Origin of the sequence: Aeromonas sp. FDAARGOS 1404 (assembly GCF_019047085.1) — a bacterium.
GTDB classification, from domain to species: domain Bacteria; phylum Pseudomonadota; class Gammaproteobacteria; order Enterobacterales; family Aeromonadaceae; genus Aeromonas; species Aeromonas veronii.
In genome coordinates, this window is the sequence record NZ_CP077237.1 from 3,729,620 (window position 1) to 3,755,525 (window position 25,906).

The following is a 25,906-nucleotide window of genomic DNA, read 5'->3' on the forward strand; positions in this document are numbered from 1 at the left end:
CGCCTCATGGCTCGATTTTTTATAGATAGACCCATTTTTGCCTGGGTGATCGCGCTGGTGATCATGCTGGCGGGCAGTCTGGCCATCATCAAATTGCCGGTCGCCCAGTATCCGAGCATTGCGCCGCCCGCTGTCGGTATTTCCGCCAGCTATCCGGGCGCATCCGCCAAAACGGTGGAAGACTCGGTGACCCAGATCATCGAACAGAACATGACCGGGCTGGATCACCTGCTCTACATGTCTTCACAGTCTGACTCCGCGGGGCGGGTGTCGGTGACCCTCACCTTCCAGCCGGGAACCGACCCCGATATCGCCCAGGTACAGGTGCAGAACAAGCTGCAACAAGCGATGTCGCTGCTGCCGCAAGAGGTGCAGCAGCAGGGGATCCGGGTACAGAAGACCTCCAGTAGCTTCCTGATGGTCGCGGCCTTCATCTCCAGCGATGGCAGCATGAACAACGACGACCTGGCGGACTATGTGGTCTCCAACATCAAGGAGCCTCTGAGTCGTCTGGACGGGGTAGGGGACATCACCTTGTTCGGCAGCCAGTACTCCATGCGGGTCTGGCTCGATCCCAACAAACTCAACCGGGTGCAGATGACACCGGGTGATGTGCAGGCGGCCATCAAGGCGCAGAACGCCCAGGTGGCGTTCGGCAAGCTGGGCGGTACTCCGTCGGTGGAAGATCAGCAGTTCACCGCCACCATCATGGGGCAAACCCGGCTCTCTACCGTGGAGCAGTTCAACGACATCCTGCTGCGGGTGAATCAGGATGGCTCCAAGGTACGGCTGAAAGATGTGGCCCGGGTTGAGCTGGCGGGCGAAAGCTATGACGCCGATGCGCTCTACAACGGTCAGTCTACCGCCGCGGTCGCCATCAAGCTGGCGACCGGCGCCAACGCGCTGGATACCGCCGAGAAGGTGCGTGCCAAGCTCAATGAGCTGTCGGATTACTTCCCGGCCAACATGGAGATCGTCTACCCCTACGACACCACGCCGTTTGTGAAGATCTCCATCGAGGAGGTGGTGCAGACCCTGATCGAGGCGATCTTCCTGGTGTTCTGCGTCATGTATCTGTTCCTGCAGAACTTCCGCGCCACCCTGATCCCGACCATTGCGGTGCCTGTGGTGCTGCTCGGTACCTTCGGGGTGATGGCGGCGTTCGGCTTCTCCATCAACACCCTCACCATGTTCGGTATGGTGCTCGCCATTGGCCTGCTGGTGGATGACGCCATCGTGGTGGTGGAGAACGTGGAGCGTCTGATGAGCGAGGAGGATCTCTCCCCGCTGGAAGCCACCCGCAAGTCGATGACCCAGATCACCGGCGCACTGGTGGGGATCGCCCTGGTGCTCTCCGCCGTGTTCGTGCCGATGGCCTTCTTCGGCGGCTCGACCGGCGCCATCTATCGCCAGTTCTCGCTGACCATAGTCTCGGCCATGGTGCTGTCGGTGCTGGTGGCGTTGATCCTGACACCGGCCCTTTGTGCCACCCTGCTCAAGCCGATGAAACATGGCGAGTTTGGTGCCAAGCGCGGCTTCTTTGGCTGGTTCAACCGCGCCTTTGATGCGGGGACCAACCGCTATCAGAGCGGCGTGCGCAAGGTGATCAAGCAGGGCGTGCGCTACAGCCTTATCTACGGCGCCATGCTGGCGGTACTGGCTGTGCTCTTTATGCGGATGCCCACCTCTTTCCTGCCGGAAGAGGATCAGGGGGTCATCATGTCCATGGTGCAACTGCCGGTGGGGGCGACCAAGCAGCGCACCGAGGTGGTGCTGGCGGACATGCGCGACTACTTCCTGAAAAACGAGAAGGATAACGTTGACTCCGTACTGACCGTATCCGGCTTCAGCTTCGCCGGTAGTGGCCAGAACGCGGGGATGGCCTTTATCAAGCTCAAGGACTGGAGCGAGCGCAAGAGCCCGGATCGCAGCGCCAATGCCATTATCGGTCGTGCCATGGGCTATCTGTTCAGCATCAAGGAGGCGCAAGTGTTCGCCTTTAACCTGCCTCCGATCCCGGAGCTCGGGACGGCGACCGGTTTTGACTTCTTCCTGCAGGATCGCGGCGGTATCGGCCACGACAAGCTGATGGCTGCGCGCAACCAGCTGCTCGGCATGGCGGCGCAGGATCCCACTCTGGTGCGGGTGCGTCCGAACGGGATGGAAGATACGCCGCAGCTCGATATCAAGATCGACTACGAGAAGGCGCTGGCGCAGGGGCTATCCATCGCGGATATCAACAACACCCTGGCCACTGCCTGGGGTTCTTCCTACGTCAATGACTTCGTTGACCGTGGCCGGATCAAGAAGGTCTACATGCAGGCGGATGCCCCCTTCCGGATGAACCCGGAAGATCTGAAACTCTGGTATGTGCGCAACAGTGCCGGTCAGATGGTGCCCTTCTCCGCCTTTGCCAGCACCGAGTGGAGCTTCGGCTCGCCGCGTCTGGAGCGTTATAACGGCGTGCCGGCGATGGAGATCGTCGGTGAAGCGGCGCCCGGCAAGAGTACCGGTGATGCGATGGCCGCCATCGAGCAGATGGTGAAACAGCTACCGGAAGGGGTGGGTATCGAGTGGACCGGGCTCTCCTTCCAGGAGCGGCAGGCCGGTTCACAGGCTCCCGCGCTCTACGCCATCTCCTTGCTGGTGGTGTTCCTCTGTCTGGCAGCCCTCTACGAGAGCTGGAGCATTCCGTTCTCGGTGATGCTGGTAGTACCGCTCGGGGTTCTGGGGGCCATTGTGGCTGCCACCCTGCGCGGGTTGGAGAACGACGTTTACTTCCAGGTTGGTCTGCTCACCACCATCGGCTTGTCGGCAAAAAACGCGATTTTGATCGTGGAATTCGCCAAAGAGCTCTACGACAAGGGGATGGGCTTGGGTGAGGCGGTGGTGGAGGCGGCACGCCTGCGTCTGCGTCCGATCCTGATGACCTCGCTCGCCTTTATCCTCGGGGTGCTGCCGCTGGTGATCAGCTCCGGCGCCGGCGCCAGCAGCCGTAACGCCATCGGTACCGGCGTGATGGGGGGGATGATCAGTGCTACCGTGCTGGCCATCTTTTTTGTCCCGCTCTTCTTTGTGCTGGTGATGCGCTACTTCACTAGCCACAAGAGTAAAGAGGCGCGCATGGCTGCAGCAGTTGAGTCAAAAGGTGACTGATGGCATGCAGGTTTAGCTAATTTGAACAGAGTTCAATAAATCGCCAGCCAGCTTTGGTCTGGCTGACAATCAGACAGGGCAACCCCATGGGTTGCCCTGTTTTTTTGTTCAAAAGAGCAACAGACGAAACTAAGTAACAACTTGAAGCTGATGCAATGAAACAGGCATTGTTCATTGAATGGCCTCAATTTGCTCCCTATCAAAACACTTTTAGCTGTTCATCTTCGGGGGAAACGGGATAGAATTCGGCATCAAATCGGGCTGACTCGGTGTGGCAAGCAGTTTCAATTATCGACTGTTTACTTTATCCACACCGCCAAAAACACAATAATGCTGGAGGACATGATGACCAACAGCGTGAGCAATGTGGTGAAAAGCAGCAAACTGGGGGCTGTAACCCAGTGCGGTAGCCATGATCATTTTGATCTTGTGTTTAAAAAACAACCGTTCTGGTTGTTGCTGTTGGGGAAAGTAGTTGATTACTTTGTTAGGTGCATAGACTAGTGCTGCGGCGATGTATCACAGTGTCATCATCATCATCATCATCATCATCATCATCATCATCATCCAGCGATAATGCCTGTAGAGGTGAGTCGCTAAATAGGATTTTCATTAGAGCTACAAGCGACATAAATTCACATTTTCATATAATCATATAAATAAACACGTTTAATCATAAGTATTTTGTTGGGTTTGATAAAACAATTCTTTTCTTAAAGAAAGTGGTATATTTTATTTACTTAATCATTTCTTTTGTCTTTATTGTTAATAGGCGTGGAAACTAACATGGATAAAAAAATAAGAGTAGCAGTAGTTGGTTGTGGTCGTATATCAAAGAATCATTTTGGTTCGATAGAACAGCTTTACAATGAATATGAACTGGTAGCAATTTGTGATAATGACCCAGAGGTGTTAGAGGCGCATCGCAAGCAATATGGGGTTCCAGCCTATCAGTCACTTGATGAAATGTTGCTCAATGAGCAGCTAGATCTGGTGACACTTTGTACTCCTAGTGGTATTCATGCCAACCAAACTATAAAGGCAGCCAAAGCGGGTGTGCATGTCATCACAGAAAAACCTATGGCAACCAAGTGGGAAGATGGTTTGGCAATGGTTAAAGCGTGTGACGAAGCGGGTGTTCATTTGTTTGTTGTTAAGCAAAATCGTCGCAACTCAACCCTACAACTGCTTAAGCGAGCTGCAACAGAAAAACGCTTTGGCAAAATTCATATGGTACACATAAATGTATTCTGGACTAGGCCACAAGAGTATTATGATCGTGCGGCATGGTCTGGCACTTGGGATATGGATGGTGGCGCTTTTATGAATCAGGCAACTCATTATGTAGATTTATTGCATTGGTTGATTGGGCCGGTTGAAAAAGTGCACTCAATGTTATCCACCCATCGGGATATCGAGGTAGAAGATACCGGTGTCGTTAACTTGAAGTGGCGTAACGGCGCGCTTGGTTCCATGGCTGTGACCATGTGCACCTATCCAAAGAATTTGGAAGGCTCTATCACCATTCTTGGAGAAAAAGGCACGGTACGTATTGGTGGCGTGGCCGTTAATGATATTCAAGAATGGAGTTTTGCTGAATCCAAAGACTACGATGCAGAAATTTCAGCAGCTAATTATCAAACCACATCAGTATATGGGTTTGGTCACCCGCCTTATTTTCAGAATGTAGCAGACGTATTGCGTGGCAAAGCGGAACCAGAAACCGATGGACGTGAAGGGTTAAAATCACTTGAGTTGCTTATCTCTATTTATCGTTCAGCAAGAGATAATAAAGAAATTGGTTTGCCTTTAAACGTATAATAGTAGGATTTTGAGATGAATCTGGAAAACTTGAAGATCGGTATAATAGGTTTGGGTTATGTTGGTTTGCCGCTGGCAGTTGAGTTTGGCAAAAAATTTGAGACATTGGGATTTGACATAAAAACAGATCGAGTCAATGAACTACGTAGTGGTCAAGATTCAACATTGGAGTGTTCAGCTGAAGAGTTGCTAGAGGCCACTCACCTTAGCTACACAGATTGTCTCGATGATATCAAACATTGTAACTTTTATATTATTACTGTACCGACTCCTATCACAGAGGAAAATACACCAGACCTGACTCCATTGGAGAAAGCATCGGAAGCACTTGGAAAGATTATTAAACAAGGTGATATCGTAGTTTTTGAGTCAACTGTATATCCTGGTGCAACCGAAGAAGTATGTTTACCGATTATTGAAAAAATATCTGGTCTGAAGTTTAATAATGATTTTTATGCAGGTTATAGCCCAGAGCGCATAAATCCGGGGGATAAGGTTAATCGTTTGACTACTATCGTCAAGATTACCTCAGGTTCAACACCAGCAGTAGCAAATTTCGTTGATGAAGTATATCGTCAGATTGTAACTGTAGGTACCCATAAGGCCTCCTCCATCCGTGTAGCAGAAGCAGCAAAGGTTATTGAAAATACACAACGTGACCTTAATATCGCTGTTATCAATGAGTTTGCCAAAATTTTTAATCGGTTGGATATTGATACTGAAGAAGTGTTAAAAGCTGCGGGAACAAAATGGAACTTCTTGCCTTTTAAACCGGGGTTGGTTGGCGGCCATTGTATCAGTGTTGATCCTTATTATTTGACCCACAAAGCCCAAGAGGTGGGATATCGTCCGGAGGTTATTTTAGCCGGTCGTCGCATCAATGATGGTATGGGTGAATATGTTGCAACGCAACTTGTGAAAAAAATGGCTCGTAATAAAATCAATATTGATGAAGCAAAAGTTTTGGTTATGGGATTCACCTTTAAAGGGGACTGCCCAGATGTGCGTAATACCAAAATAATTGATATCATCAAAGAGCTCAAAGAGTTTAATATGTCAGTTGATGTTTATGACAGTTGGGCGGTAAAGCATGAAGTCCAAGAGGAATATGGAATTATTCTGATTGATGAGCTTGAACCTGCTAAATATGATGCCATTATTCTTGCTGTCGACCATAGTGAGACCAAAGAGATGGGAGCGGCAGCGATTCGAGCATTGGGTAAACCAGCCCATGTGTTATATGACGTTAAATATGTACTGCCATTGGGCGAATCTGATATCCGCCTATAAGTTACATTGCTTTCAATAATATAATATGGCTCGTGTAGATATAATATACTAGCGCGGGTCTATATAATATTCTTCTACATGGGTAGCAATAATGAATTACTTTAAACACGATACCGCTATTGTTGATGAAGGCGCGCGAATCGGTGAGGGCAGTAGGGTGTGGCACTTTGCTCACATTTGCGGTGGCGCCCAGATTGGTGCTGGTGTATCACTCGGCCAGAATGTTTTTGTCGGTAATAAAGTGACCATTGGTGACCGTTGCAAGATCCAAAATAATGTATCGGTTTATGACAATGTATATTTAGCTGAAGGGGTATTTTGTGGCCCCAGCATGGTGTTTACCAATGTGTATAACCCGCGTTCACTAATTGAGCGCAGAGATCAGTATCTTGATACCCAAGTGGGTAAGGGGGCAACGCTAGGTGCAAACTGCACAATAGTGTGTGGTGTGACCATTGGGGAATATGCTTTTGTTGGGGCAGGGGCGGTGATCAATAAAGATGTACCTGCTTATGCGTTGATGGTAGGAGTCCCTGCCAAGCAAATTGGCTGGATGAGTGAGTTTGGTGAGCAGTTGGATTTGCCTATAGAGGGACAAGCACAAATTACTTGTCCTCATACTGGAATCATATACCAGCTTGATGGTAAAAAGTTAAAAAAATGTTAACTCTTATCGGGTTTTAGGAATTGATATGCAATTTATCGACTTGATGGCGCAACAGGCACGGATTAAAGATAAAATCGATGCTGCGATCCAAACCGTATTACAACATGGTTCCTATATTTTGGGACCTGAGGTTGCAGAGCTAGAGCAAAAACTGGCTGAGTTTACTGGGACAAAGCACTGTATCACGGTAGCCAATGGCACGGATGCACTGCAAATCGCGCAGATGGCGTTTGGTATTGGCCCTGGTGATGAAGTGATTACCCCTGGCTTTACTTATATCGCCACCGCAGAAACAGTTGCTTTGTTGGGTGCAAAGCCGGTCTATGTTGATGTATGTCCCAAAACCTATAACCTTGATCCGACCAAGCTTGAAGCTGCTATTACGCCTAATACCAAGGCTATTATACCGGTCAGCCTCTATGGCCAGTGTGCTGATTATGATGCTATTAATACCATTGCAGCTAAATACAATATTCCAGTGATTGAAGATGCAGCACAAAGCTTTGGTGCTAGCTATAAAGGGAAGAGGTCGTGCAATTTGACGACTGTAGCCTGTACAAGTTTTTTCCCTAGTAAGCCGCTAGGATGCTATGGGGATGGAGGTGCTATTTTCACCAATGATGACGAGCTCGCATTGGTTATGCGTCAGATCGCACGTCATGGCCAAGATCGTCGTTATCATCACATTCGTGTAGGCGTTAATAGTAGACTGGATACCTTGCAAGCGGCAATTTTATTGCCAAAGCTGGCTATCTTTTCCGAAGAGTTGAAATTGCGGGATAAAATTGCAGCCCGCTATCAGCGATTGTTAAATAATGTAGGCATCAAGACAACGCCGTTTATTGAGCCACATAATACATCTTCTTGGGCTCAATATAGCATTCGAGTTAAAAACCGTGAGCTGGTTCAGCAGCGATTGCAGCAAGCTGGCATTCCGACTGCGATACATTATCCAATCCCGCTAAATAAACAACCTGCAGTTGAAGATGTCAATGTCAATTTGGTAGTGGGTGATCTAATTGCAGAAGAGATCATCAGTTTACCAATGCATCCATATCTAAAAGACAGTGATATGGATAAAGTTATCGCAGCAATAGCGTTATAAATATCTCTTAAATATTATTAATGATGCAACTATTTTAGCCAATCCAATATTTTGGATTGGCTAAAATCTATGAAAAGATACTTTTTAGAGAAATAAGATGAAATGAAAGTTTTAATAGTCGGGCCTTTATCATCTCCTATTGTTAGAAGAGTTAGAGATGGTCTAATGAGTAAAGGAGTCGATGTCTATGTCGCATCTCACAATGTTGATGATGATGAAAGAATAATAAATCTTGGCGAGCTAAAAAGTTTTTTTAACTATTTTTATTTTTATAAAATAAAAAAAATAATTGATAAAATAAAACCCGATGTGATTCATGCTCACATTGCTAATCATTATGGTTTAATGTGTTTATTTAGCCGTGTTCCTGTTGTGTTGGCGTTATGGGGATCTGAGATTATGATCGACCCATATAAAGGTGGATACATCCGGAAAATGATATTTAGGATGATTAACTTCCTCGTGCTTAGGAGAGCTAATATATGCCATACATCAAGTCAGCATATTCTTGATAAGGCAAATAAGCAGTATCCAAGGACAAAAGAAAAGGGGAAAGTTTTTTATTGGGGATTACCTTTAAATTCTTTATCAAATATTGAATACCACGCGGTTAAAAATAATCTTCTCGTAGAGTTTAAGATTGATGAAGAAAAACTGATCGTTTTCCCACGTGGGCTTGGATGGGTGTATAATCCATCTTTCATGGCAGAGATTATAAATAAACTTACAGAATATAAATCTCTGCCTTATAAAATTGTGGTTTTTTGTGGCTTTGCAGATATAGAGGAAATATCAAAATTCAAATCTATGTTGCTAAACCCTGAAAAAGTATTAATAATAGAAAGGTTATTAAACGATGCGGAGTTATATGTTCTATATTCGAAAGCTAAGTTTCATGTTTCGGTACCTATTTCAGATGCTTTAGGTGGTGGGGTTATTGAACCAGCTATATTAGGAAGTATCCCTATATTAAGTGATTTACCATCATATAATGAGTTTGCCTATGAACATGGGGCATACATTATCAAAGATTGTACTGATAATAGTATAGCCAAGCTATATGATTTTTTACATGATGGCAACGAACGTATAAATTTCAGCTATGTGGACTATACAGATGATGCAGTGTTAGAAAAAATCATTAATTGCTATAGAATGGCGTTGAAAAAGAATGAAACTTAAGTATTTGATGGCTTATTCTTTTGGTGCTGCTGGTAGTGCTGTATTTGGATTTTTAACATTGTTTTTTATGGCTTGGTATATACCCAAGCAAGAAATAGGACTATTCTCATTTTTCCAAACTTTAGTAAATTTACTGGTAATTGTCGTCCCAATGGGGCTAGATCAAGCTTATGTTCGAGAGTATCATGAAAAATACAATAAAAGGAGTTTGTTCTACATTACATTATTTCCAGTCCTTATTGTTTTTTGTATGCTTAGTGTTGGCGGATCATTTTATGCCAATGAAATATCTAGGTATGCATTTTCACGTAATGATCCTAATCTGATTCTCTGGCTTTATATTGCGTCATTTAGCTCAATAATGATCAGATATTTTGCTCTCGTCGTGAGGATGGAAGAAAACGTTATAGCTTATTCACTTAGCCAATTATTACCAAAAATTGTTCTTTTATTATTTGTCATAGTTCTACCATTTTTCAAATTTAGTTATGTTGATGGCTTGACACTGTCCATATTGTATACGGTTTCTTTACTGTTTACGTTGACATACTTTGTCGCAGTCAAGTTTGAATTAATAAAATATGCCGTGAGAGCTGAGATTGGGTCAAGTAAAGAGTTCAGTACGCTTTTTAAGTATTCATTCCCTTTAATGCTTAGTGGGTTGGCATTTTGGGGGCTAACTGCAATGGATCGACTTTTTATTAGTAAACTTAGTTCTTTTGAAGAGCTTGCGTCATATTCCGTTGCTATTACATTTGTATCTGGAGTATTACTCTTACAAACAGTATTCTCAACAGTATGGATACCTTTGGTTTTTAAGGCCGCGGCCAAAAAACGAGAACAAAAAATAATTCAACGTGGTATAGATATCTTCACAGTATTGCTTGTGATTATATGGGGAGTGGTAAGTATACTTTCTTATCTGATACCAAAATTTTTACCATCGGCATATAAAGATATTGATCTTATAGTGATTTCATCACTTAGTTATCCAATACTTCTTATCATGACAGATGTAACATCATTAGGAATAAATTTATCTAAAAGAACATTTTTTTCATTTTTGTCAACTATTGTAGCTGTTTTATTCAATGTTATACTAAATTTCTGCTTGGTCAAAAAATATGGGGCATTAGGAGCTGCCGTCGCAACATCATTATCTTTCTATGTATATTTTGCTACCAAAACATATTTTGCATTTCGATATCATTACAAATTTAGTTTTATTAAAGGCGGGGGAGTAATTACAATTTGTGTGGCATTGTCTTTATCGCCATTAGTATATGATTTATCACCATTGATAATTCTGGTATCTCTATTCTCTATTATTGCGTATAAATACGAGTTAACAAAATATTGGAGCCTATACACCAGGTTCAAACGGTTAAAGAAAATTCGTGCATAGTATCTCAATAATATTGATTTAAATATGTTGGTTGATAACGTTACTACATTATGAGTATTGCAATTGATTTTGAGTGCCATATTTAGTATTGATGAAGTATTCATAGTTAATTAAGGGGGCGGGATGGCTATATTAAGGTTCAGAAGAAGGGGGGGCTATTTTATTTTAGGTTTGTTTCTTATCATCCCTATCTGTGTCATCTCTGAGATCTATGCAGCAACTGAGTATATATCTTTGCTTGCTATGTGCCTTCTTATTTTGATCGTTTTTGCTATATTATTCACTCGTGATGATGGTGTAGTAACTCCATTAACATTATTCTCATTAATGTATTCTGGTTATGCTATTGGCGCAATTTATTATGCGCAAAGTGATGGGTACTTTGGTAAGTTCATTGAGTTCTCTGGCTTGGGGCGACATGTAGTTGAACAATATATGATTCAGTCGCTTCTTCTAGCGATCGCATGCTATTTCACATTTTGGTTTGGGTACGCATTAAATATAAAAAGAGACATTTATTATCTACAGCCCAAGAGTGATGAACTTATAAAGTTCATATCAAAAAATAAAAACCTATTGATATTTCCCTTGATTTTATTTGTGTTTTTATACTGGGTTTGGGTGTGCTTTACAATTTCCGGTGGCGTAATAAATGCTTTGATAGAATTTCAGTTGTTTCCTCATCTGGCAAAAGACAATAATATAACAATAGCTCCATATTTGATTTATTATGCCGCGATTAATATATGGTTTATATGTATGCTTTGTTCACCAAATCAGTCAATTAGTAAGTCGTTTGTTTTCTGGGCTTTAGTAGGGTTTATTATATCCATTTCCACTGCGAGAATAACAATTTCAATATCATATATACTATCGTTATTAGTTTTTGCTTATCTAGTAAAGCGTGAGTATCGAAGTCGTCTTTTAGTTATTGGCTCAACTTTATTGTTGAGCTCATTTGTAATTTATGTGTTAAGAGAATTTAGTAATTACTATTTTCTGTATGGGGATATTAGTAAAGTTGATTTTAATTTTTTGACTGGGCTTATTGGTGGTGGAAATATAACTGATCTGCAGCAGTTAGTTATAATATTGAATGCATTTAGCCTGAATAATAGTTTGCTAGGTAGTAGTTATTTAGATTGGATCAATAATTTTGTTGGTGTATATTTTGGAATGGAACCTAATTCTTTGGGATTGTTAATTCATGAAATGTACATGCCTGATTCTTCTGGAGCGCCTACACCTGGTGCTGTAGGTGAATTATATGCGAATTTTAATATACTTTCACCATTGGTTATATTCTTTATTGGTTTCCTAATGGCTGCGATAAGAAATTTTGTTTTATCAAAAAGCAATATTCTATTATCATTTTGCTATGCTGTATTTTTAGTTTGTTTTGTTTTTATGTATCCTAAAGTGGATTCGACAATGTTTGTGAATTTTATTTGGGGTGTTGTCCCAACATTATTAATTGTTTATTTGTGTTATCCATTATATTTCATTACAGTTAGAATTAATTGCATTAATGCTATTAACCTTAAAAAAGGCGTTTGACAAAATATGGGCAAAAAGATACTCCACTTATCACATACCGATATTAGGACTGATAGCAGAATACTAAAGGAGCTCAAGGCGCTTACGATAGCTGGGTATTCTGTTTTTGCGATTGGTGTTGAGTTAAATGAAAATGTGATCAGAGATAAAAATGTAGCGGGTATAGATATAAAAACAATAAAAATCTGGTCAAAACAACTTACTTTCTTGCCGAAAGCTATATGTCATTTTATGACAGTTATTGAAATTGTATTTAAATTTTTTATCGCTTCAATTCGATTTAGGCCAAATATCATACATTGTCATGATACAGTCGTTTTACCTCTTGGTGTTTTGTGTAAATTATTCACTAGAGCTAAACTCATATATGATGCTCATGAGTTAGAGTCAGATAGAAATGGTCTTTCAAAGACTCTCGGTAAGCTAACTCTTATGGTTGAAAAAAGTCTTTGGTTATTCATTGATGCATTAATTGTAGTGAGTCCCTCAATTGAAAAATGGTACCGTGAAAATGTAGGTGCAAAAAAGTCCATTATCGTAATGAATTCTCCTGAGTATCCCCTATCGGAGAGTAAAGGTGAAAATGCTGATCATGAGTACTTACGTAGGCATTTTGGTATAACAGAGGAATCCAAAATATTTATATATATTGGATTGCTTGCTCCTGGACGTGGAATAGAAATGTTAGTAAATGTATTTTCCTCTGTTGATAATGCCAGTCTTGTTTTTATAGGATATGGTCCTTTATCTGCTGAGCTTAAGACCTATAGTCAAAAAGGAATGAGCATTTATGTCCATGATGCAGTTGCTCATTATGAGGTTGTGCCAATAGTAAAATCTGCAGATTTTGGTTTTTGTCTCATTGAAAATGTATCTTTAAGTGATTACTATTCATTGCCAAATAAATTATTTGAATATGCTTTTTCCGGTATCCATGTGATTGGATCTAACTTTCCTGATATTAAATATGTTATCGAACATTATGGGTTAGGCCAAATATGTAATCTACGTGAGGAGGAGTTAAAAATGTGTGTTGAAGCCGTGATACGTGAGCAACCACCAAAAGTAGATAGACATTCCTTAGTTGAATTAAGTTGGGATAATCAAGCCAGTAAATTAATTTCTCTTTATAAGTATTTTCTAGGTTAGTAATGTTTTGGGGTTTACATTAGGAGGTTTAAAGTGTGTGGTATCTTTGGTATTCTTTCTGAAAAAGCAGTAAATAAAAAAGATTTAACGTTTTTGGCTAATCATGCTAGACAGCGTGGACGTGATTCAAGTGGCCTTTTTGTGCAGAAGTATGAGCAATGTAATATATATAGGGCTGATTATGATATTCTAAAATTAATCTCTAACGTTACTTTTGAACACGCTAAAGTTGCATTTGGTCATAGCCGTCTTATTACTAATGGGCTTTCCGACAACCAACCTGTTGTTAGGGAAAATGTTGCTGTTATTCATAATGGTATTGTTGTTAACGATGAACAAGTTTGGTCGCACATTGATGCAAAGCGAGAGCTAGAGATTGATACTGAGGTTATAGCGGCTATTGCTGAGAAGTATGTTTCTGAGAAGGGGACACTTGTAGGTTTATCGCACGCAGTTCTCTCCTTGTGTAAAGGTGTCGTTGCTACGGCTATCATGCTACCTCAACAAGGAAAAGCGATTTTATTCTCCAATAATGGTAGCTTATACGTAGGTTGGAAAAATAATGATCTTTATTTTTCGTCTGAAGAGTACCCATTAAAGAAGTTAGAGTGTATTAATATAGAGCAAGTTCTCAACCGAGAGATTGTAGTTGATCTTCCTCGCTCTGAGGTGATTGTAGTTCATGATTATAAGAATAGAGACATTAATCTTATTCCTAAATTTAAGATAAATGAATCTGAAAGGAAACAATTGCTATACCCATCTCATCAGTTACAGCGTTGTACAAAGTGTATACTACCTGAAACAATGCCGTATATAAAATTTGATGAGAAAGGAGTGTGTAACTATTGTAATAACTATAAGCCAAGAAACAATCCTAAGCCTAAGGAAGAACTATTTGATTTAGTTGAGCCGTACAGACGTGCGGGTAAATTGGATTGTATAGTCCCTTTTTCTGGTGGCAGAGATAGTTGTTATGGACTTCATCTTATCGTCAAAGAGTTGAAGATGAAGCCTGTAACTTATACTTATGATTGGGGGATGGTAACAGATCTTGGTCGCAGAAATATTAGTAGGATGTGTGCTGAGCTAGGTGTTGAAAACATCATCGTTGCTGATAATATTACTCAAAAGAGACATAATATCGCTAGAAATTTGAAGGCGTGGCTTAATTCGCCACATTTAGGGATGATCAGTATTTTAACCGCTGGAGATAAGCATTTTTTCCGCCATGTTGAATCAGTTAAAAAACAGACAGGTATCAATCTTAATCTTTGGGGAGTAAACCCGCTAGAGATTACCCATTTCAAGTCTGGATTTTTAGGGGTTCCTCCAGATTTTGCTGAAGAGCGTGTTTACAGCCATGGTTGGCAAAAACAGCTGGCATATCAAAAATTACGTTTCAAAGCTATGTTAAAAAGTCCTGGCTATTTTAATAGCTCATTATGGGATACGTTATCTGGTGAGTATTATAGAAGTTTTACAGAAAAAAAGGATTACTATCATATTTTTGATTACTGGCGTTGGGATGAGAAATTAATCGATGATACGCTCATTAATCAGTACGACTGGGAAACGGCTATTGATACTAACACTACTTGGCGTATTGGGGACGGAACCGCTGCATTTTATAACTATATATATTATATGGTAGCGGGCTTTACTGAACATGATACTTTCCGTAGTAATCAAGTTCGTGAAGGACAAATTACTAGAGAAGAAGCGTTGAAATTAGTCGAGGATGAAAATCAACCTAGATATGAAAATATAAAATGGTACTTGGATGTCTTAGGTATGGACTTCACTGAAGTAATTTCTATCATTAATAAAATTCCCAAAACTTATAATCAAAATTGATTTAAATAATTTTATGAAAAAAAATGTTTGGTATATTTCAAAATACTTTGCCACTAAAACTAAAATCGCGCCTGGAGGGCGCGGTTGGTTTTTATTGCAGGGGCTAAAAAGTTTAGGGCATAACGTTGTTGTTGTCACATCTGATTCAAATGCACTAATTGAACCAATTAATTTGAAGCATAAGGTAACAATCAGTGATCATGATGGGTTGACTGTTGTATGGTTGAAAACAATTAAATATACTGTCGCTAAATCTTTTAAGCGCGTACTAAGTTGGTTTGATTTTGAATGGAACATATTTCGTCTTGATAAATCAGAACTCCCAAGGCCTGATGTAATTGTCGTTTCAAGCCTGTCTTTGCTGACTATATTGAACGGTTTTATTCTAAGAAAAAAGTATGGCTGTAAACTGATATTTGAAATAAGAGATATATGGCCTCTTACAATTATTGAAGAGGGGGGGGTTAGTAAGTTTAATCCTTTCGTTTTACTTCTATCTTTTATAGAAAAGCTCGGTTATAAATATAGTGATGCTATTATAGGTACAATGCCAAACCTTAGCTCTCATGTCGTGAATGTTTGTGAAACACCCGCACCAGTTTATTGTATTCCGATGGGTATTTCATCAGAGATGATTGAAAGTGTTGAACCTATAGATGCTGAATATATTAAAAGGTATCTTTCAAGCAATAAATTTAAAGTTGTCTATGCTGGTACTATTGGTATAACCAATGCGTTAGACGTATTGTTTGAAACTGCCAGTCGCTTTAAAGATAACATGGACATTGAATTCCTAATCGTAGGTGACGGGCCCCTTAAATACAGGTACATGGCAGAATATGGTCATTTATCTAATGTGATATTTGCACCTAAGGTGACTAAAAATCAGGTTCAAACACTTCTTGCTTATTGTGATGTTGTTTATTTTTCGGTGTTTCCTTCCAAGGTTTGGGAATATGGGCAATCATTGAATAAAGTAATCGATTACATGTTGTCTGGTAAACCGATAGTCGCATCCTATGATGGTTATCCGTCAATGATCAATGAGGCTGGTTGTGGGGATTATGTTCCTGCTGGTGATGTCGATGCATTACAAGCAAAAATAATTGAATTTTTTACTTTGCCTGATGATATTAGAAATAATATTGGTCGTAAAGGTAGAACTTGGTTGTTAGAACATCGTAGTTATGAAAAGTTATCACGGCAACTTTCTGATATCTTATTTAAATAACTTCTTGGCATTTTTTATTGACAATATGGTGGTAAAGTGAAGCGTTTCTTCGATCTGATAGCCTCCTTTTTTGCCTTGTTACTTCTTTCCCCAATTATAATCTTGGTTGCGTGGAAAATTCGCAAGGATCTCGGTGCTCCTGTCATTTTTCGGCAAGTACGACCGGGGTTGCATGGTAGGCCATTTCAGATGATTAAGTTTCGCACGATGAAAGATGCAGTAGATGCGCAAGGTAACCTGCTACCCGATTCGGAGCGAATGACTCCGTTTGGCAATAAGCTGCGCAATTCGAGCATTGATGAATTGCCTGAACTTTGGAATGTGTTGAAAGGTGAGATGAGCTTGGTTGGGCCGCGTCCGTTGCTGATGCAATATTTACCACTCTATAGCAAAGAGCAAGCTCGACGCCATGAGATGCGCCCTGGTATAACTGGTTGGGCGCAAGTCAACGGACGCAATACGATTAGCTGGGAAGAAAAATTTAAATTGGATATATGGTATATCGAAAACTATTCCTTCAGTCTGGACATTAAAATTATATTGTTAACACTTAAAAAAGTCTTCGCCAAAGAAGGAATTTCTGCTAAAGGACATGTCACCATTGAGCCCTTTACTGGCTCTAAGCAGAAAGGTTGTGACAATGAATAATTTACCTGATTTAAAGTGCGCCATTCTAGGTGCCAGTGGCCATGGAAAAGTGATAGCTGAAATTGCCGAACTCAATGGCTTTCCCGAGATCCATTTTTATGATGATCGCTGGCCAAAGTTATTGCAGGTTGAAAATTGGCCTGTTTCGGGAAACAGCGATACGCTGTTCAAAAAAATTTCGAACTACGCCAATATTGTGGTTGCCATCGGTAATAACGCCACGCGGCTAGAGAAATATCATCGGCTGTTTTCACTAGGGGCATATTGTTTGCCTTTGGTGCATCCCACTGCTGCCGTGAGCCACTATGCTTGTTTAGGACTAGGCACAGTGGTGATGGCTGGAGCTGTGATTAACCCATTTAGCCATATTGGTCGGGCGTGTATCATTAATACTGCTGCCACAGTGGATCACGATTGTTTAATTGCTGATGGGGTCCACATTAGCCCCGGCGCACATCTGGCGGGTGGTGTTGAGGTGGCGGAAGCCAGTTGGTTAGGTATTGGCTGCCAAATTAAGCAACAAGTTAAAATAGGTTCAAACGTTATTGTTGCTGCAGGAGCAACAGTGATTCACGATGTGCTAGCAAATCAGAAGGTCGCGGGTGTCCCTGCTAAATCCATTTGCCGTAAGGAATAATAATTGTGTTAAATACCCCTTTTTCCCCTTGGCCAAGCTTCACTAAAGAAGAGGCCGATGCAGTGAGTCGTATTCTACTGTCGAATAAAGTTAACTACTGGACGGGCAGTGAGTGTCGTGAATTTGAAAAGGAGTTTGCTAGGTGGGTCGGTTGTGAATATGCTATTGCGCTGAGTAATGGCACCCTAGCGCTAGACGTTGCGTTAAAGGCATTAGGAATAGGTATGGGGGATGATGTAATTGTTACACCTCGTACCTTTTTGGCCTCAGCTTCTTCAGTTGTTACTGCCGATGCTAACCCCATATTTGCAGATGTAGATATTAATAGCCAGAATATTACAGCTGAATCGATTCTTGCTGTATTAACTCCTAATACCAAAGCTGTGATCGTGGTACATTTGGCCGGTATGCCTGCTGATATGGACCCCATTATGGCACTGGCGGCCGAGAAAGGCTTCTTTGTGATTGAAGATTGTGCGCAAGCTCATGGTGCCAAGTATAAAGGCCGCAGTGTTGGTACAATAGGGCATGTGGGAGCGTGGAGTTTTTGTCAAGATAAGATCATGACTACCGGTGGTGAAGGCGGTATGGTGACGACCAACGATCACGCATTATGGTCGATTATGTGGTCTTATAAGGATCACGGTAAGAGTTTTGATGCGATTTACAACCGCCAACATGCACCGGGTTTTCGTTGGTTACACGAAAGCTTTGGTACTAATTGGCGAATGATGGAAATGCAAGCGGTAATTGGGCGTATACAGTTAAACCGCATGCCAGAATGGTCAGCGGCACGTATCGCTAATGCTAACAGGTTGGATGCTGTAGCTGCCGATTATCCCGTTTTACGTCTAGTTAAGGTGCCAAATGATGTAGTACATGCAGAATATAAGCACTATTTTTTTGTGCAACCTGAGCTGTTGGCTGAGGGCTGGAGTCGTGATCGGATTATTGATGAAATGTTAGTGCGTGGGGTGCCCTGCTATCAGGGTAGCTGTTCAGAAGTATACTTGGAAAAGGCCTTTGATGATACGCCATGGCGACCACAACAACGTTTGCCTAATGCCAAGTTATTGGGTGAAACCAGTTTGATGATGCTGGTGCATCCCACTTTGAGCGATGATGAAATACAGCGTAGTTGCCAAGCATTGGCTGAAGTGTTGGCATTAGCAAGTCGTTGATATTTCTTATTGGCGATGTTATCCACAGACAGCATCGCCATTTACATAGCACGGTGAATTTATGTTGACGACTTTTATTGGTATACCACGGCTATATAAGCGAATTATTAGTGTATTTGTTGACTTAGTGTTGTTAACGTTGGCTTTTTGGGGTGGCTATTGGGTGCGGTTGGATACCGATATTCCATTGCAGAGTGTGATGCACTGGCAAATGCTGGCGTTGTTACTACCGATCACCATCATAATTTTTATGCGGTTAGGGCTGTATCGCGCTGTATTACGCTATGTAGGTTTCAAGGTGCTGTGGACGGTGTCACTAGGTGTTCTCCTATCTACCATGTCTTTAGTCATGCTGGCGTTTTTTATGGAAGTTCCACTTCCCAGAACGGTTTCGGTTATCTATTTTTCGTTTTCAGTGTTGCTAATAGGTGGTGTGCGACTGTTTTTCCGAGCGTTGGTGCAGCGCAGTGATCCGCTACGCGTGGCTGTGCTGATTTATGGTGCTGGTTCTTCCGGACGGCAGTTGCAACTGGCCTTAAATCAAGGGCAAGAGTACCTGCCAGTGGCGTTTGTCGACGATGATTCCGCATTGGTTAAAACCGTGATCCAGGGGGTTAATGTTTACAGCTCTGACGCTATCGAGGCGTTGATCGAGCGCTTTGATATTAAAAAAATCTTGCTGGCTATGCCGAGTGCTTCGCGTAGTGTCAGGCAAGCGGTGATCAATCGACTTGAGCAGTGCCCATGTGAGGTTCTTTCTATCCCTGGTATGGCAGATCTGGTTGAGGGGAATGCTCATATCGATGAACTTAAAGAGGTCAGTATTGAGGATTTGTTGGGGCGTGATCCGGTTGCCCCAATCCCTGAACTGATAAATGCCAATATATCTGGCAAACGGGTTATGGTGACGGGAGCGGGCGGCTCCATCGGTTCTGAATTGTGTCGCCAGATAATCCGTTGCAACCCTGCGCAACTAGTGTTGTTTGAACTTTCTGAATATGGTCTATATGCCATTGATAAAGAGTTGCAAGAAATAAGCCGGCAAGAAGGGTTGCAGGTTGAGATAGTGCCACTGCTGGGGTCGGTGCAGCGGCAACATCGTTTGCAAGCGGTGATGAGTACCTTCCAGATCCAGACGGTGTACCATGCTGCGGCTTACAAGCATGTCCCTTTGGTTGAATACAACGTGGTTGAGGGGGTGCGCAATAATGTTTTTGGCACTCTTTACTGTGCTCAGGCGGCTATCAGGGCCAAGGTTGAAACCTTTGTTTTGATTTCGACTGATAAGGCAGTGCGTCCAACTAATACCATGGGTACCACCAAGCGATTGGCAGAACTGGTGCTGCAATCGTTGGCAGCTGCGCAGCAGAAAACCCGCTTTTGTATGGTGCGTTTTGGTAATGTTCTGGGCTCTTCAGGTTCTGTTGTGCCACTGTTTCGTAAGCAGATCCGCGATGGTGGCCCTTTGACTTTGACCCACCCCGACATCATTCGTTATTTCATGACCATTCCCGAGGCATCGCAATTGGTGATCCAGGCGGGAGCCATGGGGCAGGGTGGGGATGTGTTTGTGTTGGACATGGGAGAGCCAGTGAAGATCATTGATTTGGCGCACCGGATGATTCGTTTGAGTGGCCTGAAGCTCAAGAGCGACAAATACCCCACAGGTGATATCGAGGTTAAAATCACCGGCTTGCGTCCCGGTGAGAAGCTATTTGAAGAGTTATTAATTGGTGAGCAGGTTGAGGGCACTGCCCATCCCCGGATAATGAAAGCCTCAGAATCGATGTTACCATGGCCACAACTCCGGGTGTTTTTGGCCGAGCTCGATAGCGCGTGTTTCCGCTTTGATCATGAGCAGATCCGTAGCCTGCTGTTAAGTATGCCTACCGGTTTTAATCCTACCGACGGGATCTGCGATCTGGTGTGGCAGGCAAAAAATACTTTGTCGCATGAACCTAGCCTAGGTGTGGTCGAGGACATTGATTTTCTTAATTCAGAGAGTCATCAGCCGATGCATTAAACGGCTTGCCTTACGGCACGCACCATTTTGCGTGAATGATGGGGTTGATAAATGGACAGAGGGACAACATGTTGAGGATCAATAGCTTGTTTGGGCCGACGCTATCCTCCGTCCCCATCAGGGACAATGCGCTTTCAGTGTGTGGCTTTCAACCATGTATTGTAAGTTACCTTTATATTGCAGAAATTCTCGCTTAAATATGTTAAAAATCCTCGTGACCGGTGGTGCCGGCTTTATCGGCTCTGCCGTGGTGCGCCATATTATCCGTGATACCCAAGATTCCGTTATCAATCTCGATAAACTCACCTATGCCGGCAATCTGGAATCCCTGGCCGATGTATCGTCAAGCGAGCGTTATGTGTTTGAGCAAGTGGATATCTGCAACCGTGCCGAGCTAGATCGGGTGTTTGCCCTGCACCAGCCGGATGCCGTGATGCATCTGGCCGCTGAGAGCCATGTTGACCGCTCCATCACAGGCCCAGCTGACTTTATCGAGACCAATATCGTCGGCACCTATATGTTGCTGGAAGCGGCTCGCGCTTACTGGAACGGTCTGGATGATGTGCGCAGGGCGGCCTTCCGCTTCCACCATATCTCCACTGATGAGGTATATGGTGATCTGCCCCATCCGGATGAAGTGGCTGTCGGTGAACCATTGCCGCTTTTCACTGAAACCACCCCCTATGCCCCCAGCAGCCCCTATTCTGCCTCCAAGGCCTCCAGCGACCATCTGGTGCGCGCCTGGCGCCGCACCTACGGTCTGCCGACCATCGTCACCAACTGCTCCAACAACTACGGCCCGTACCACTTCCCCGAGAAGCTGATCCCGCTGGTCATTCTTAACGCGCTGGATGGCAAGCCGTTACCTGTCTATGGCAAGGGCGACCAGATCCGTGACTGGCTCTATGTGGAAGATCACGCGCGCGCGCTCTACAAGGTGGTGACCACTGGCTTGGTCGGAGAGACCTACAACATTGGCGGTCACAACGAGAAGCAGAATCTGGAGGTGGTACACACCATCTGCGATTTGCTGGACGAGATGGTGCCGAAAGCGGGCTCTTACCGCGATCAAATCACCTATGTGGCGGATCGCCCTGGCCACGATCGCCGCTATGCCATCGATGCGACCAAGATGAGCGCAGAGCTGGATTGGCAACCGCAAGAGACCTTTGAATCTGGTATTCGCAAAACCGTGCAGTGGTATCTGGATAACCAGCGGTGGGTGAGTAACGTCAAGAGCGGTGCCTACCAATCCTGGATTGAGCAGAATTACGGGGAGCGTGCCTGATGCATATTCTGCTGTTTGGTAAAAACGGCCAGGTAGGCTGGGAGCTGCAACGCGCACTGGCGCCGCTCGGGCGCATCACTGCCGTTGATTTTGACTCCACTGACTATTGCGGTGATTTCAGCAACCCGGCAGGGGTGGCCGGAACGGTACGTCTGGTCAAGCCGGACGTGATTGTCAACGCAGCAGCCCACACCGCAGTCGACAAGGCAGAAAGCGAGCTGGAGTTTGCCGAGCTGCTCAACGCGACCAGCGTGGCTGCTATTGCCAAAGAAGCGGAAGCATTGGGTGCCTGGTTGGTGCATTACTCCACCGACTATGTGTTTGATGGCAGCGGTGAGCGCCCCTGGGTGGAAACCGATACAACCGCCCCGCTCAACGTCTATGGCGAAACCAAGCTGGCGGGTGAGCAAGGGGCTGCACTTTGTTCCCGTCACCTGATCTTCCGCACCAGCTGGGTTTACGCCGCCCGTGGCGCCAACTTTGCCAAGACCATGCTGCGCTTTGGCAAAGAGCGTAGCGAGATGTCAGTGATCAATGACCAGTTTGGCGCTCCGACCGGCGCCGAGTTGCTGGCCGATTGCACCGCCCATGCTCTTCGCGTGGCGCAGCGCAAACCCGAGGTCGCCGGGCTGTACCATCTGATTGCCTCCGGTACCACCACCTGGTTTGACTACGCCCAGCTGGTGTTTGCCAAAGCCAGAGAGGCCGGGGTTGAACTGGCGGTGACGCAGCTCAATGCGGTGCCGACCAGTGCCTTCCCAACCCCGGCCAAACGCCCCCATAACTCCCGCCTTGATACCGGTAAATTCCAGCGCACCTTCGATCTGGTGCTGCCGGAGTGGACCGTCGGTGTGGAGCGGATGTTGACCGAGATCCTCGGCAAGTAAATCCCTGGTCAGAGATGTGTTGAGTGCATACTTGGCTGGCAAGAGATAAAACGTAAAAGGTGTGGCTGCAAGCCACCTTTTTCTTTTGCAATTTAAAAATAAGAAACAAGCATCATGACCAAACGTAAAGGCATCATTCTGGCCGGTGGCTCAGGCACCCGTCTCTATCCGGTCACCATGGCGGTGAGCAAGCAGCTGCTGCCCATTTATGACAAGCCGATGATCTACTACCCGCTCAGCACCCTGATGCTGGCCGGTATTCGCGATATTTTGATCATCAGCACACCGCAAGATACTCCTCGCTTTGAGCAATTGCTTGGGGATGGCAGCCAGTGGGGGCTGAACCTGCAATACAAGGTCCAGCCAAGCCCGGACGGGTTGGCACAAGCCTTTATTCTGGGTGAAGAGTTCATCGGGTCAGACCCCTGTGCGCTGGTGCTGGGGGACAACATCTTCTACGGTCACGACTTGCAGAGGCAACTGGAGGCCGCAGCGGCCAAAGAGAGTGGCGCTACCGTCTTTGCCTACCATGTGCATGACCCCGAGCGTTATGGGGTGGTGGAATTTGATAAAGAGGGTACCGCTATCTCTCTGGAGGAGAAGCCACTGGAGCCAAAGAGCAACTATGCGGTCACCGGCCTCTATTTCTATGACAACAGTGTGGTGGAGATCGCCAAGAGCCTGAAGCCGTCCCTACGTGGGGAGCTGGAAATAACAGATCTCAGCAATCACTACCTTGCAACAGGGCAATTGACGGTCGCCATAATGGGGCGCGGCTATGCTTGGCTTGACACCGGCACTCACGAAGCCATGATTGAAGCGAGTAACTTTATTCAAACTATCGAAAAGCGTCAGGGATTAAAGGTCGCGTGTCCAGAGGAGATCGCCTTACGCAAGGGATTTATCGATGCCGACCAGTTGAGAGCGCTTGCCAATCCGCTGGCAAAAAATGGATATGGTCAATATCTGCTTCGGTTGCTTGCTACGCGGCCTGATGTGTAAGTCGGGTTGGATTTTCGAGCTGAAGGGGATGTTCGATCTAGGAAGTCAAACAGTAAGCAAGTGGTCATCTGGTTCTTTTTCGCATGGGTTTATCAATGCAATATCGTGCAACATCGCTGGCGGGGGTTATGATCCTTACGCCCAGAACTTTTTCTGATCATCGTGGCCAATTTCGTGAGTGTTTTCGTCAAGATGAGTTTGAGCAACATTGTGGCCATTATCCGCTGGTGCAAGATAATCTGAGCCGTTCGGTCGGGGGTACGTTGCGCGGTTTGCATTACCAACGCAATCGACCACAGGGTAAACTGGTGCAGGTTATCAGCGGGACTATTTTTGATGTGGCGGTTGACATCGGGCCAGCGTCGCCCACGTACGGACAATGGTTGGGTTGTCAATTAAATGCTGAACGTGGCGAGCTTATCTGGATCCCCCCCGGTTTTGCGCACGGTTTCTATGTACTAAGTGACAACGCTGATGTTTTTTACAGATGCAGTGATTATTATCACCCAGATGATGAGGCTGTTATTCGATGGGATAGCCCCAACTTAGCGATAAAATGGCCGTTGTCTGAGCAAAAGCCGTTATTATTGTCTGATAAAGATCGTCTTGCCCCCTGCTTTGCTGGTTACTCTTAGCATCATTCGTCAAAATAGTACTGCGTTGCAGTTGTGAGAGCTTTTACACCTTGATAATCAAGAGAGAACAAATGAACAAAAAAACACCTGTTATTCCTAATCAGTGGGTGCAAGAGTCTCGGTCAGACGAGATCGATTTACGTGAGCTGATGCTGGTGTTGTGGCGCCAAAAGCTGCTTATTATGCTGGTTACTCTGATGTTTTCTGTAGGCGGTATCGCTTATGCGCTGTTGGCTCCACAGCAGTGGTCAGCTTCGGCAGTGGTTGCAGAGCCAAAGCCGGAAGAGATGACACCGATGCTGAAAGTATCAAAGCTGGCAGCGGTATTGGGTCTTGGCGGTTTTCCCAGCGGAAAAGATCTTTACCAGGAATTTATTCTGGAGTTCAACAGTTACGAGAATCGTCGTAACTATCTCAAAGCCAGCCCTTTTTTTGCCGAGGTTGTAAAAAGCCATGGGCTGGATGACAAGGCACAGGTACGCGCGTTGCGCGACTGGAGTAAATCTGTCACGGCTCAGCCTGTAGACAAGAAGGGGGAGATGCCGGGTGTTGAGCTCAAGTTTGCAGCCCCCACCTCCGAGATGTCGCTGGCAATGTTGGAAGGGTATATCGACTATATTGTCAGGCTTCAACAAAAACAGTTGACACACCGACTTGCTGAGCAACGTGATGTGCAGTTGGATGGTATGAAAACTGAGTACCTGATGATGCAGGAGGATACTAAACGTGCCCTGCAACAGGAAATATTAGAATTGGTGATGGCTAACAAAATAGCCAGAGCTGCTGGTGTCAGTGCGCCATTGGAAAACTATAACGTTCAGGATCGTCTCCTCATTTCTCTGGGTTCGAAAGGTTTGGAAGAAAAACTGTCATTACTGAAATCGATCGACCTTGAGGTTTATCAACCAAAATTACAATCTCAGCAGGTAAAGATAGCTCGTTTAAAAGGCATCTCTTTGGACGGTATTGCATTTCGTCCTTTCTCTTATCTGGACGCGCCAGATGAACCTCAGAGTCGCGATAAGCCAAGACGTCCGCTGATAGTTGTGTTGGCTACTCTGCTCGGTGGCATGCTTGGTGTGAGTATTGTGTTGATCAAGCATGCGTTTCGTCGACCTGACGAGGCATAATGCGTTCGGTAATGAAAGCGGAAGTGTAGTGGTCTAATCATCCCGGAGACCCTTT

Annotated in this window: 20 protein-coding genes; all 20 read left to right on the plus strand. The window is 44.4% G+C overall.

What is annotated here, in order from left to right:
* Positions 1-6 precede the first annotated feature (6 nt).
* The 20 genes from I6L34_RS17390 to I6L34_RS17485 all read left to right on the plus strand — a co-directional run bounded on the left by I6L34_RS17390 (position 7) and on the right by I6L34_RS17485 (position 25,851).
* A complete protein-coding gene (locus tag I6L34_RS17390; protein WP_058059856.1) occupies positions 7-3,156 on the plus strand; it encodes an efflux RND transporter permease subunit in 3,150 nt (1,049 codons plus the stop codon).
* A 786-nt stretch (positions 3,157-3,942) separates the two neighbouring features.
* Positions 3,943-4,977 (plus strand): Gfo/Idh/MocA family protein, encoded by a 1,035-nt coding sequence (locus tag I6L34_RS17395; protein WP_019445303.1) that lies wholly within the window; start codon positions 3,943-3,945, stop codon positions 4,975-4,977.
* A gap of 15 nt (positions 4,978-4,992) precedes the next feature.
* Positions 4,993-6,267 carry a Vi polysaccharide biosynthesis UDP-N-acetylglucosamine C-6 dehydrogenase TviB gene (gene tviB / locus I6L34_RS17400; RefSeq protein ID WP_019445302.1) on the plus strand — a complete coding sequence of 425 codons (1,275 nt, stop codon included), beginning with the start codon at positions 4,993-4,995 and terminating at the stop codon, positions 6,265-6,267.
* Positions 6,268-6,358: 91 nt separating this feature from the next.
* Positions 6,359-6,934 carry an acyltransferase gene (locus tag I6L34_RS17405; RefSeq protein WP_058057709.1) on the plus strand — a complete coding sequence of 192 codons (576 nt, stop codon included), beginning with the start codon at positions 6,359-6,361 and terminating at the stop codon, positions 6,932-6,934.
* Positions 6,935-6,959: 25 nt separating this feature from the next.
* Entirely contained in the window at positions 6,960-8,039 is a 1,080-nt protein-coding gene (locus I6L34_RS17410; RefSeq protein ID WP_019445300.1) for a DegT/DnrJ/EryC1/StrS aminotransferase family protein, read from the plus strand.
* Between the two features lie 102 nt (positions 8,040-8,141).
* On the plus strand, positions 8,142-9,221 hold the full coding sequence (locus I6L34_RS17415) for a glycosyltransferase (RefSeq protein WP_026034927.1): 1,080 nt from the start codon (positions 8,142-8,144) through the stop codon (positions 9,219-9,221).
* Positions 9,211-10,626: a lipopolysaccharide biosynthesis protein gene (locus I6L34_RS17420; protein WP_075115691.1), complete on the plus strand. Its 1,416-nt coding sequence runs from the start codon at positions 9,211-9,213 to the stop codon at positions 10,624-10,626. The genes I6L34_RS17415 and I6L34_RS17420 overlap by 11 nt, the downstream gene beginning before the upstream one ends.
* 123 nt (positions 10,627-10,749) lie before the next feature.
* On the plus strand, positions 10,750-12,183 hold the full coding sequence (locus I6L34_RS17425) for an O-antigen polymerase (protein ID WP_075115692.1): 1,434 nt from the start codon (positions 10,750-10,752) through the stop codon (positions 12,181-12,183).
* A gap of 6 nt (positions 12,184-12,189) precedes the next feature.
* A complete protein-coding gene (locus I6L34_RS17430) occupies positions 12,190-13,332 on the plus strand; it encodes a glycosyltransferase (protein WP_075115693.1) in 1,143 nt (380 codons plus the stop codon).
* Between the two features lie 33 nt (positions 13,333-13,365).
* Positions 13,366-15,189, plus strand: coding sequence for a glucosamine 6-phosphate synthetase (locus tag I6L34_RS17435; protein WP_058057707.1), 1,824 nt, complete (start codon positions 13,366-13,368; stop codon positions 15,187-15,189).
* 13 nt (positions 15,190-15,202) lie between these two features.
* On the plus strand, positions 15,203-16,420 hold the full coding sequence (locus I6L34_RS17440; RefSeq protein WP_075115694.1) for a glycosyltransferase family 4 protein: 1,218 nt from the start codon (positions 15,203-15,205) through the stop codon (positions 16,418-16,420).
* Between the two features lie 36 nt (positions 16,421-16,456).
* Positions 16,457-17,068 carry a sugar transferase gene (locus I6L34_RS17445; RefSeq protein ID WP_019445296.1) on the plus strand — a complete coding sequence of 204 codons (612 nt, stop codon included), beginning with the start codon at positions 16,457-16,459 and terminating at the stop codon, positions 17,066-17,068.
* The gene (locus I6L34_RS17450; RefSeq protein WP_058057706.1) at positions 17,061-17,705 is read left to right on the plus strand and encodes an acetyltransferase; all 645 of its coding nucleotides are present in this window, start codon (positions 17,061-17,063) and stop codon (positions 17,703-17,705) included. Before I6L34_RS17445 ends, I6L34_RS17450 begins: the two co-directional genes overlap by 8 nt.
* Positions 17,706-17,710: 5 nt before the next feature.
* The gene (locus I6L34_RS17455) at positions 17,711-18,886 is read left to right on the plus strand and encodes a DegT/DnrJ/EryC1/StrS aminotransferase family protein (protein ID WP_019445294.1); all 1,176 of its coding nucleotides are present in this window, start codon (positions 17,711-17,713) and stop codon (positions 18,884-18,886) included.
* Between the two features lie 61 nt (positions 18,887-18,947).
* Complete coding sequence (locus I6L34_RS17460) at positions 18,948-20,909, plus strand: nucleoside-diphosphate sugar epimerase/dehydratase (RefSeq protein ID WP_019445293.1); 1,962 nt, start codon at positions 18,948-18,950, stop codon at positions 20,907-20,909.
* Between the two features lie 199 nt (positions 20,910-21,108).
* Positions 21,109-22,197 (plus strand): dTDP-glucose 4,6-dehydratase, encoded by a 1,089-nt coding sequence (rfbB, locus tag I6L34_RS17465; protein ID WP_019445292.1) that lies wholly within the window; start codon positions 21,109-21,111, stop codon positions 22,195-22,197.
* A complete protein-coding gene (gene rfbD / locus I6L34_RS17470) occupies positions 22,197-23,084 on the plus strand; it encodes a dTDP-4-dehydrorhamnose reductase (protein WP_058057705.1) in 888 nt (295 codons plus the stop codon). Before rfbB ends, rfbD begins: the two co-directional genes overlap by 1 nt.
* 114 nt (positions 23,085-23,198) lie before the next feature.
* Positions 23,199-24,086 (plus strand): glucose-1-phosphate thymidylyltransferase RfbA, encoded by an 888-nt coding sequence (gene rfbA / locus I6L34_RS17475; RefSeq protein ID WP_058057704.1) that lies wholly within the window; start codon positions 23,199-23,201, stop codon positions 24,084-24,086.
* Between the two features lie 95 nt (positions 24,087-24,181).
* The gene (gene rfbC, locus I6L34_RS17480) at positions 24,182-24,721 is read left to right on the plus strand and encodes a dTDP-4-dehydrorhamnose 3,5-epimerase (RefSeq protein WP_041201829.1); all 540 of its coding nucleotides are present in this window, start codon (positions 24,182-24,184) and stop codon (positions 24,719-24,721) included.
* 71 nt (positions 24,722-24,792) lie between these two features.
* Positions 24,793-25,851 (plus strand): LPS O-antigen chain length determinant protein WzzB, encoded by a 1,059-nt coding sequence (locus I6L34_RS17485; RefSeq protein WP_058057703.1) that lies wholly within the window; start codon positions 24,793-24,795, stop codon positions 25,849-25,851.
* Positions 25,852-25,906: the final 55 nt, after the last annotated feature.

Excerpts from the sequence above, each read along its gene's own strand:
- I6L34_RS17485 (WP_058057703.1), top strand. The coding sequence starts at position 24,793 with ATGAACAAAAAAACACCTGTTATTCCTAATCAGTGGGTGCAAGAGTCT.
- tviB (WP_019445302.1), top strand. The coding sequence starts at position 4,993 with ATGAATCTGGAAAACTTGAAGATCGGTATAATAGGTTTGGGTTATGTT.
- rfbB (WP_019445292.1), top strand. The coding sequence starts at position 21,109 with ATGTTAAAAATCCTCGTGACCGGTGGTGCCGGCTTTATCGGCTCTGCC.
- I6L34_RS17415 (WP_026034927.1), top strand. The coding sequence starts at position 8,142 with ATGAAAGTTTTAATAGTCGGGCCTTTATCATCTCCTATTGTTAGAAGA.
- I6L34_RS17425 (WP_075115692.1), top strand. The coding sequence starts at position 10,750 with ATGGCTATATTAAGGTTCAGAAGAAGGGGGGGCTATTTTATTTTAGGT.
- I6L34_RS17460 (WP_019445293.1), top strand. The coding sequence starts at position 18,948 with ATGTTGACGACTTTTATTGGTATACCACGGCTATATAAGCGAATTATT.
- I6L34_RS17430 (WP_075115693.1), top strand. The coding sequence starts at position 12,190 with ATGGGCAAAAAGATACTCCACTTATCACATACCGATATTAGGACTGAT.
- rfbD (WP_058057705.1), top strand. The coding sequence starts at position 22,197 with ATGCATATTCTGCTGTTTGGTAAAAACGGCCAGGTAGGCTGGGAGCTG.
- rfbC (WP_041201829.1), top strand. The coding sequence starts at position 24,182 with ATGCAATATCGTGCAACATCGCTGGCGGGGGTTATGATCCTTACGCCC.
- I6L34_RS17420 (WP_075115691.1), top strand. The coding sequence starts at position 9,211 with ATGAAACTTAAGTATTTGATGGCTTATTCTTTTGGTGCTGCTGGTAGT.
- I6L34_RS17450 (WP_058057706.1), top strand. The coding sequence starts at position 17,061 with ATGAATAATTTACCTGATTTAAAGTGCGCCATTCTAGGTGCCAGTGGC.
- I6L34_RS17395 (WP_019445303.1), top strand. The coding sequence starts at position 3,943 with ATGGATAAAAAAATAAGAGTAGCAGTAGTTGGTTGTGGTCGTATATCA.
- I6L34_RS17440 (WP_075115694.1), top strand. The coding sequence starts at position 15,203 with ATGAAAAAAAATGTTTGGTATATTTCAAAATACTTTGCCACTAAAACT.
- I6L34_RS17390 (WP_058059856.1), top strand. The coding sequence starts at position 7 with ATGGCTCGATTTTTTATAGATAGACCCATTTTTGCCTGGGTGATCGCG.
- rfbA (WP_058057704.1), top strand. The coding sequence starts at position 23,199 with ATGACCAAACGTAAAGGCATCATTCTGGCCGGTGGCTCAGGCACCCGT.
- I6L34_RS17410 (WP_019445300.1), top strand. The coding sequence starts at position 6,960 with ATGCAATTTATCGACTTGATGGCGCAACAGGCACGGATTAAAGATAAA.
- I6L34_RS17405 (WP_058057709.1), top strand. The coding sequence starts at position 6,359 with ATGAATTACTTTAAACACGATACCGCTATTGTTGATGAAGGCGCGCGA.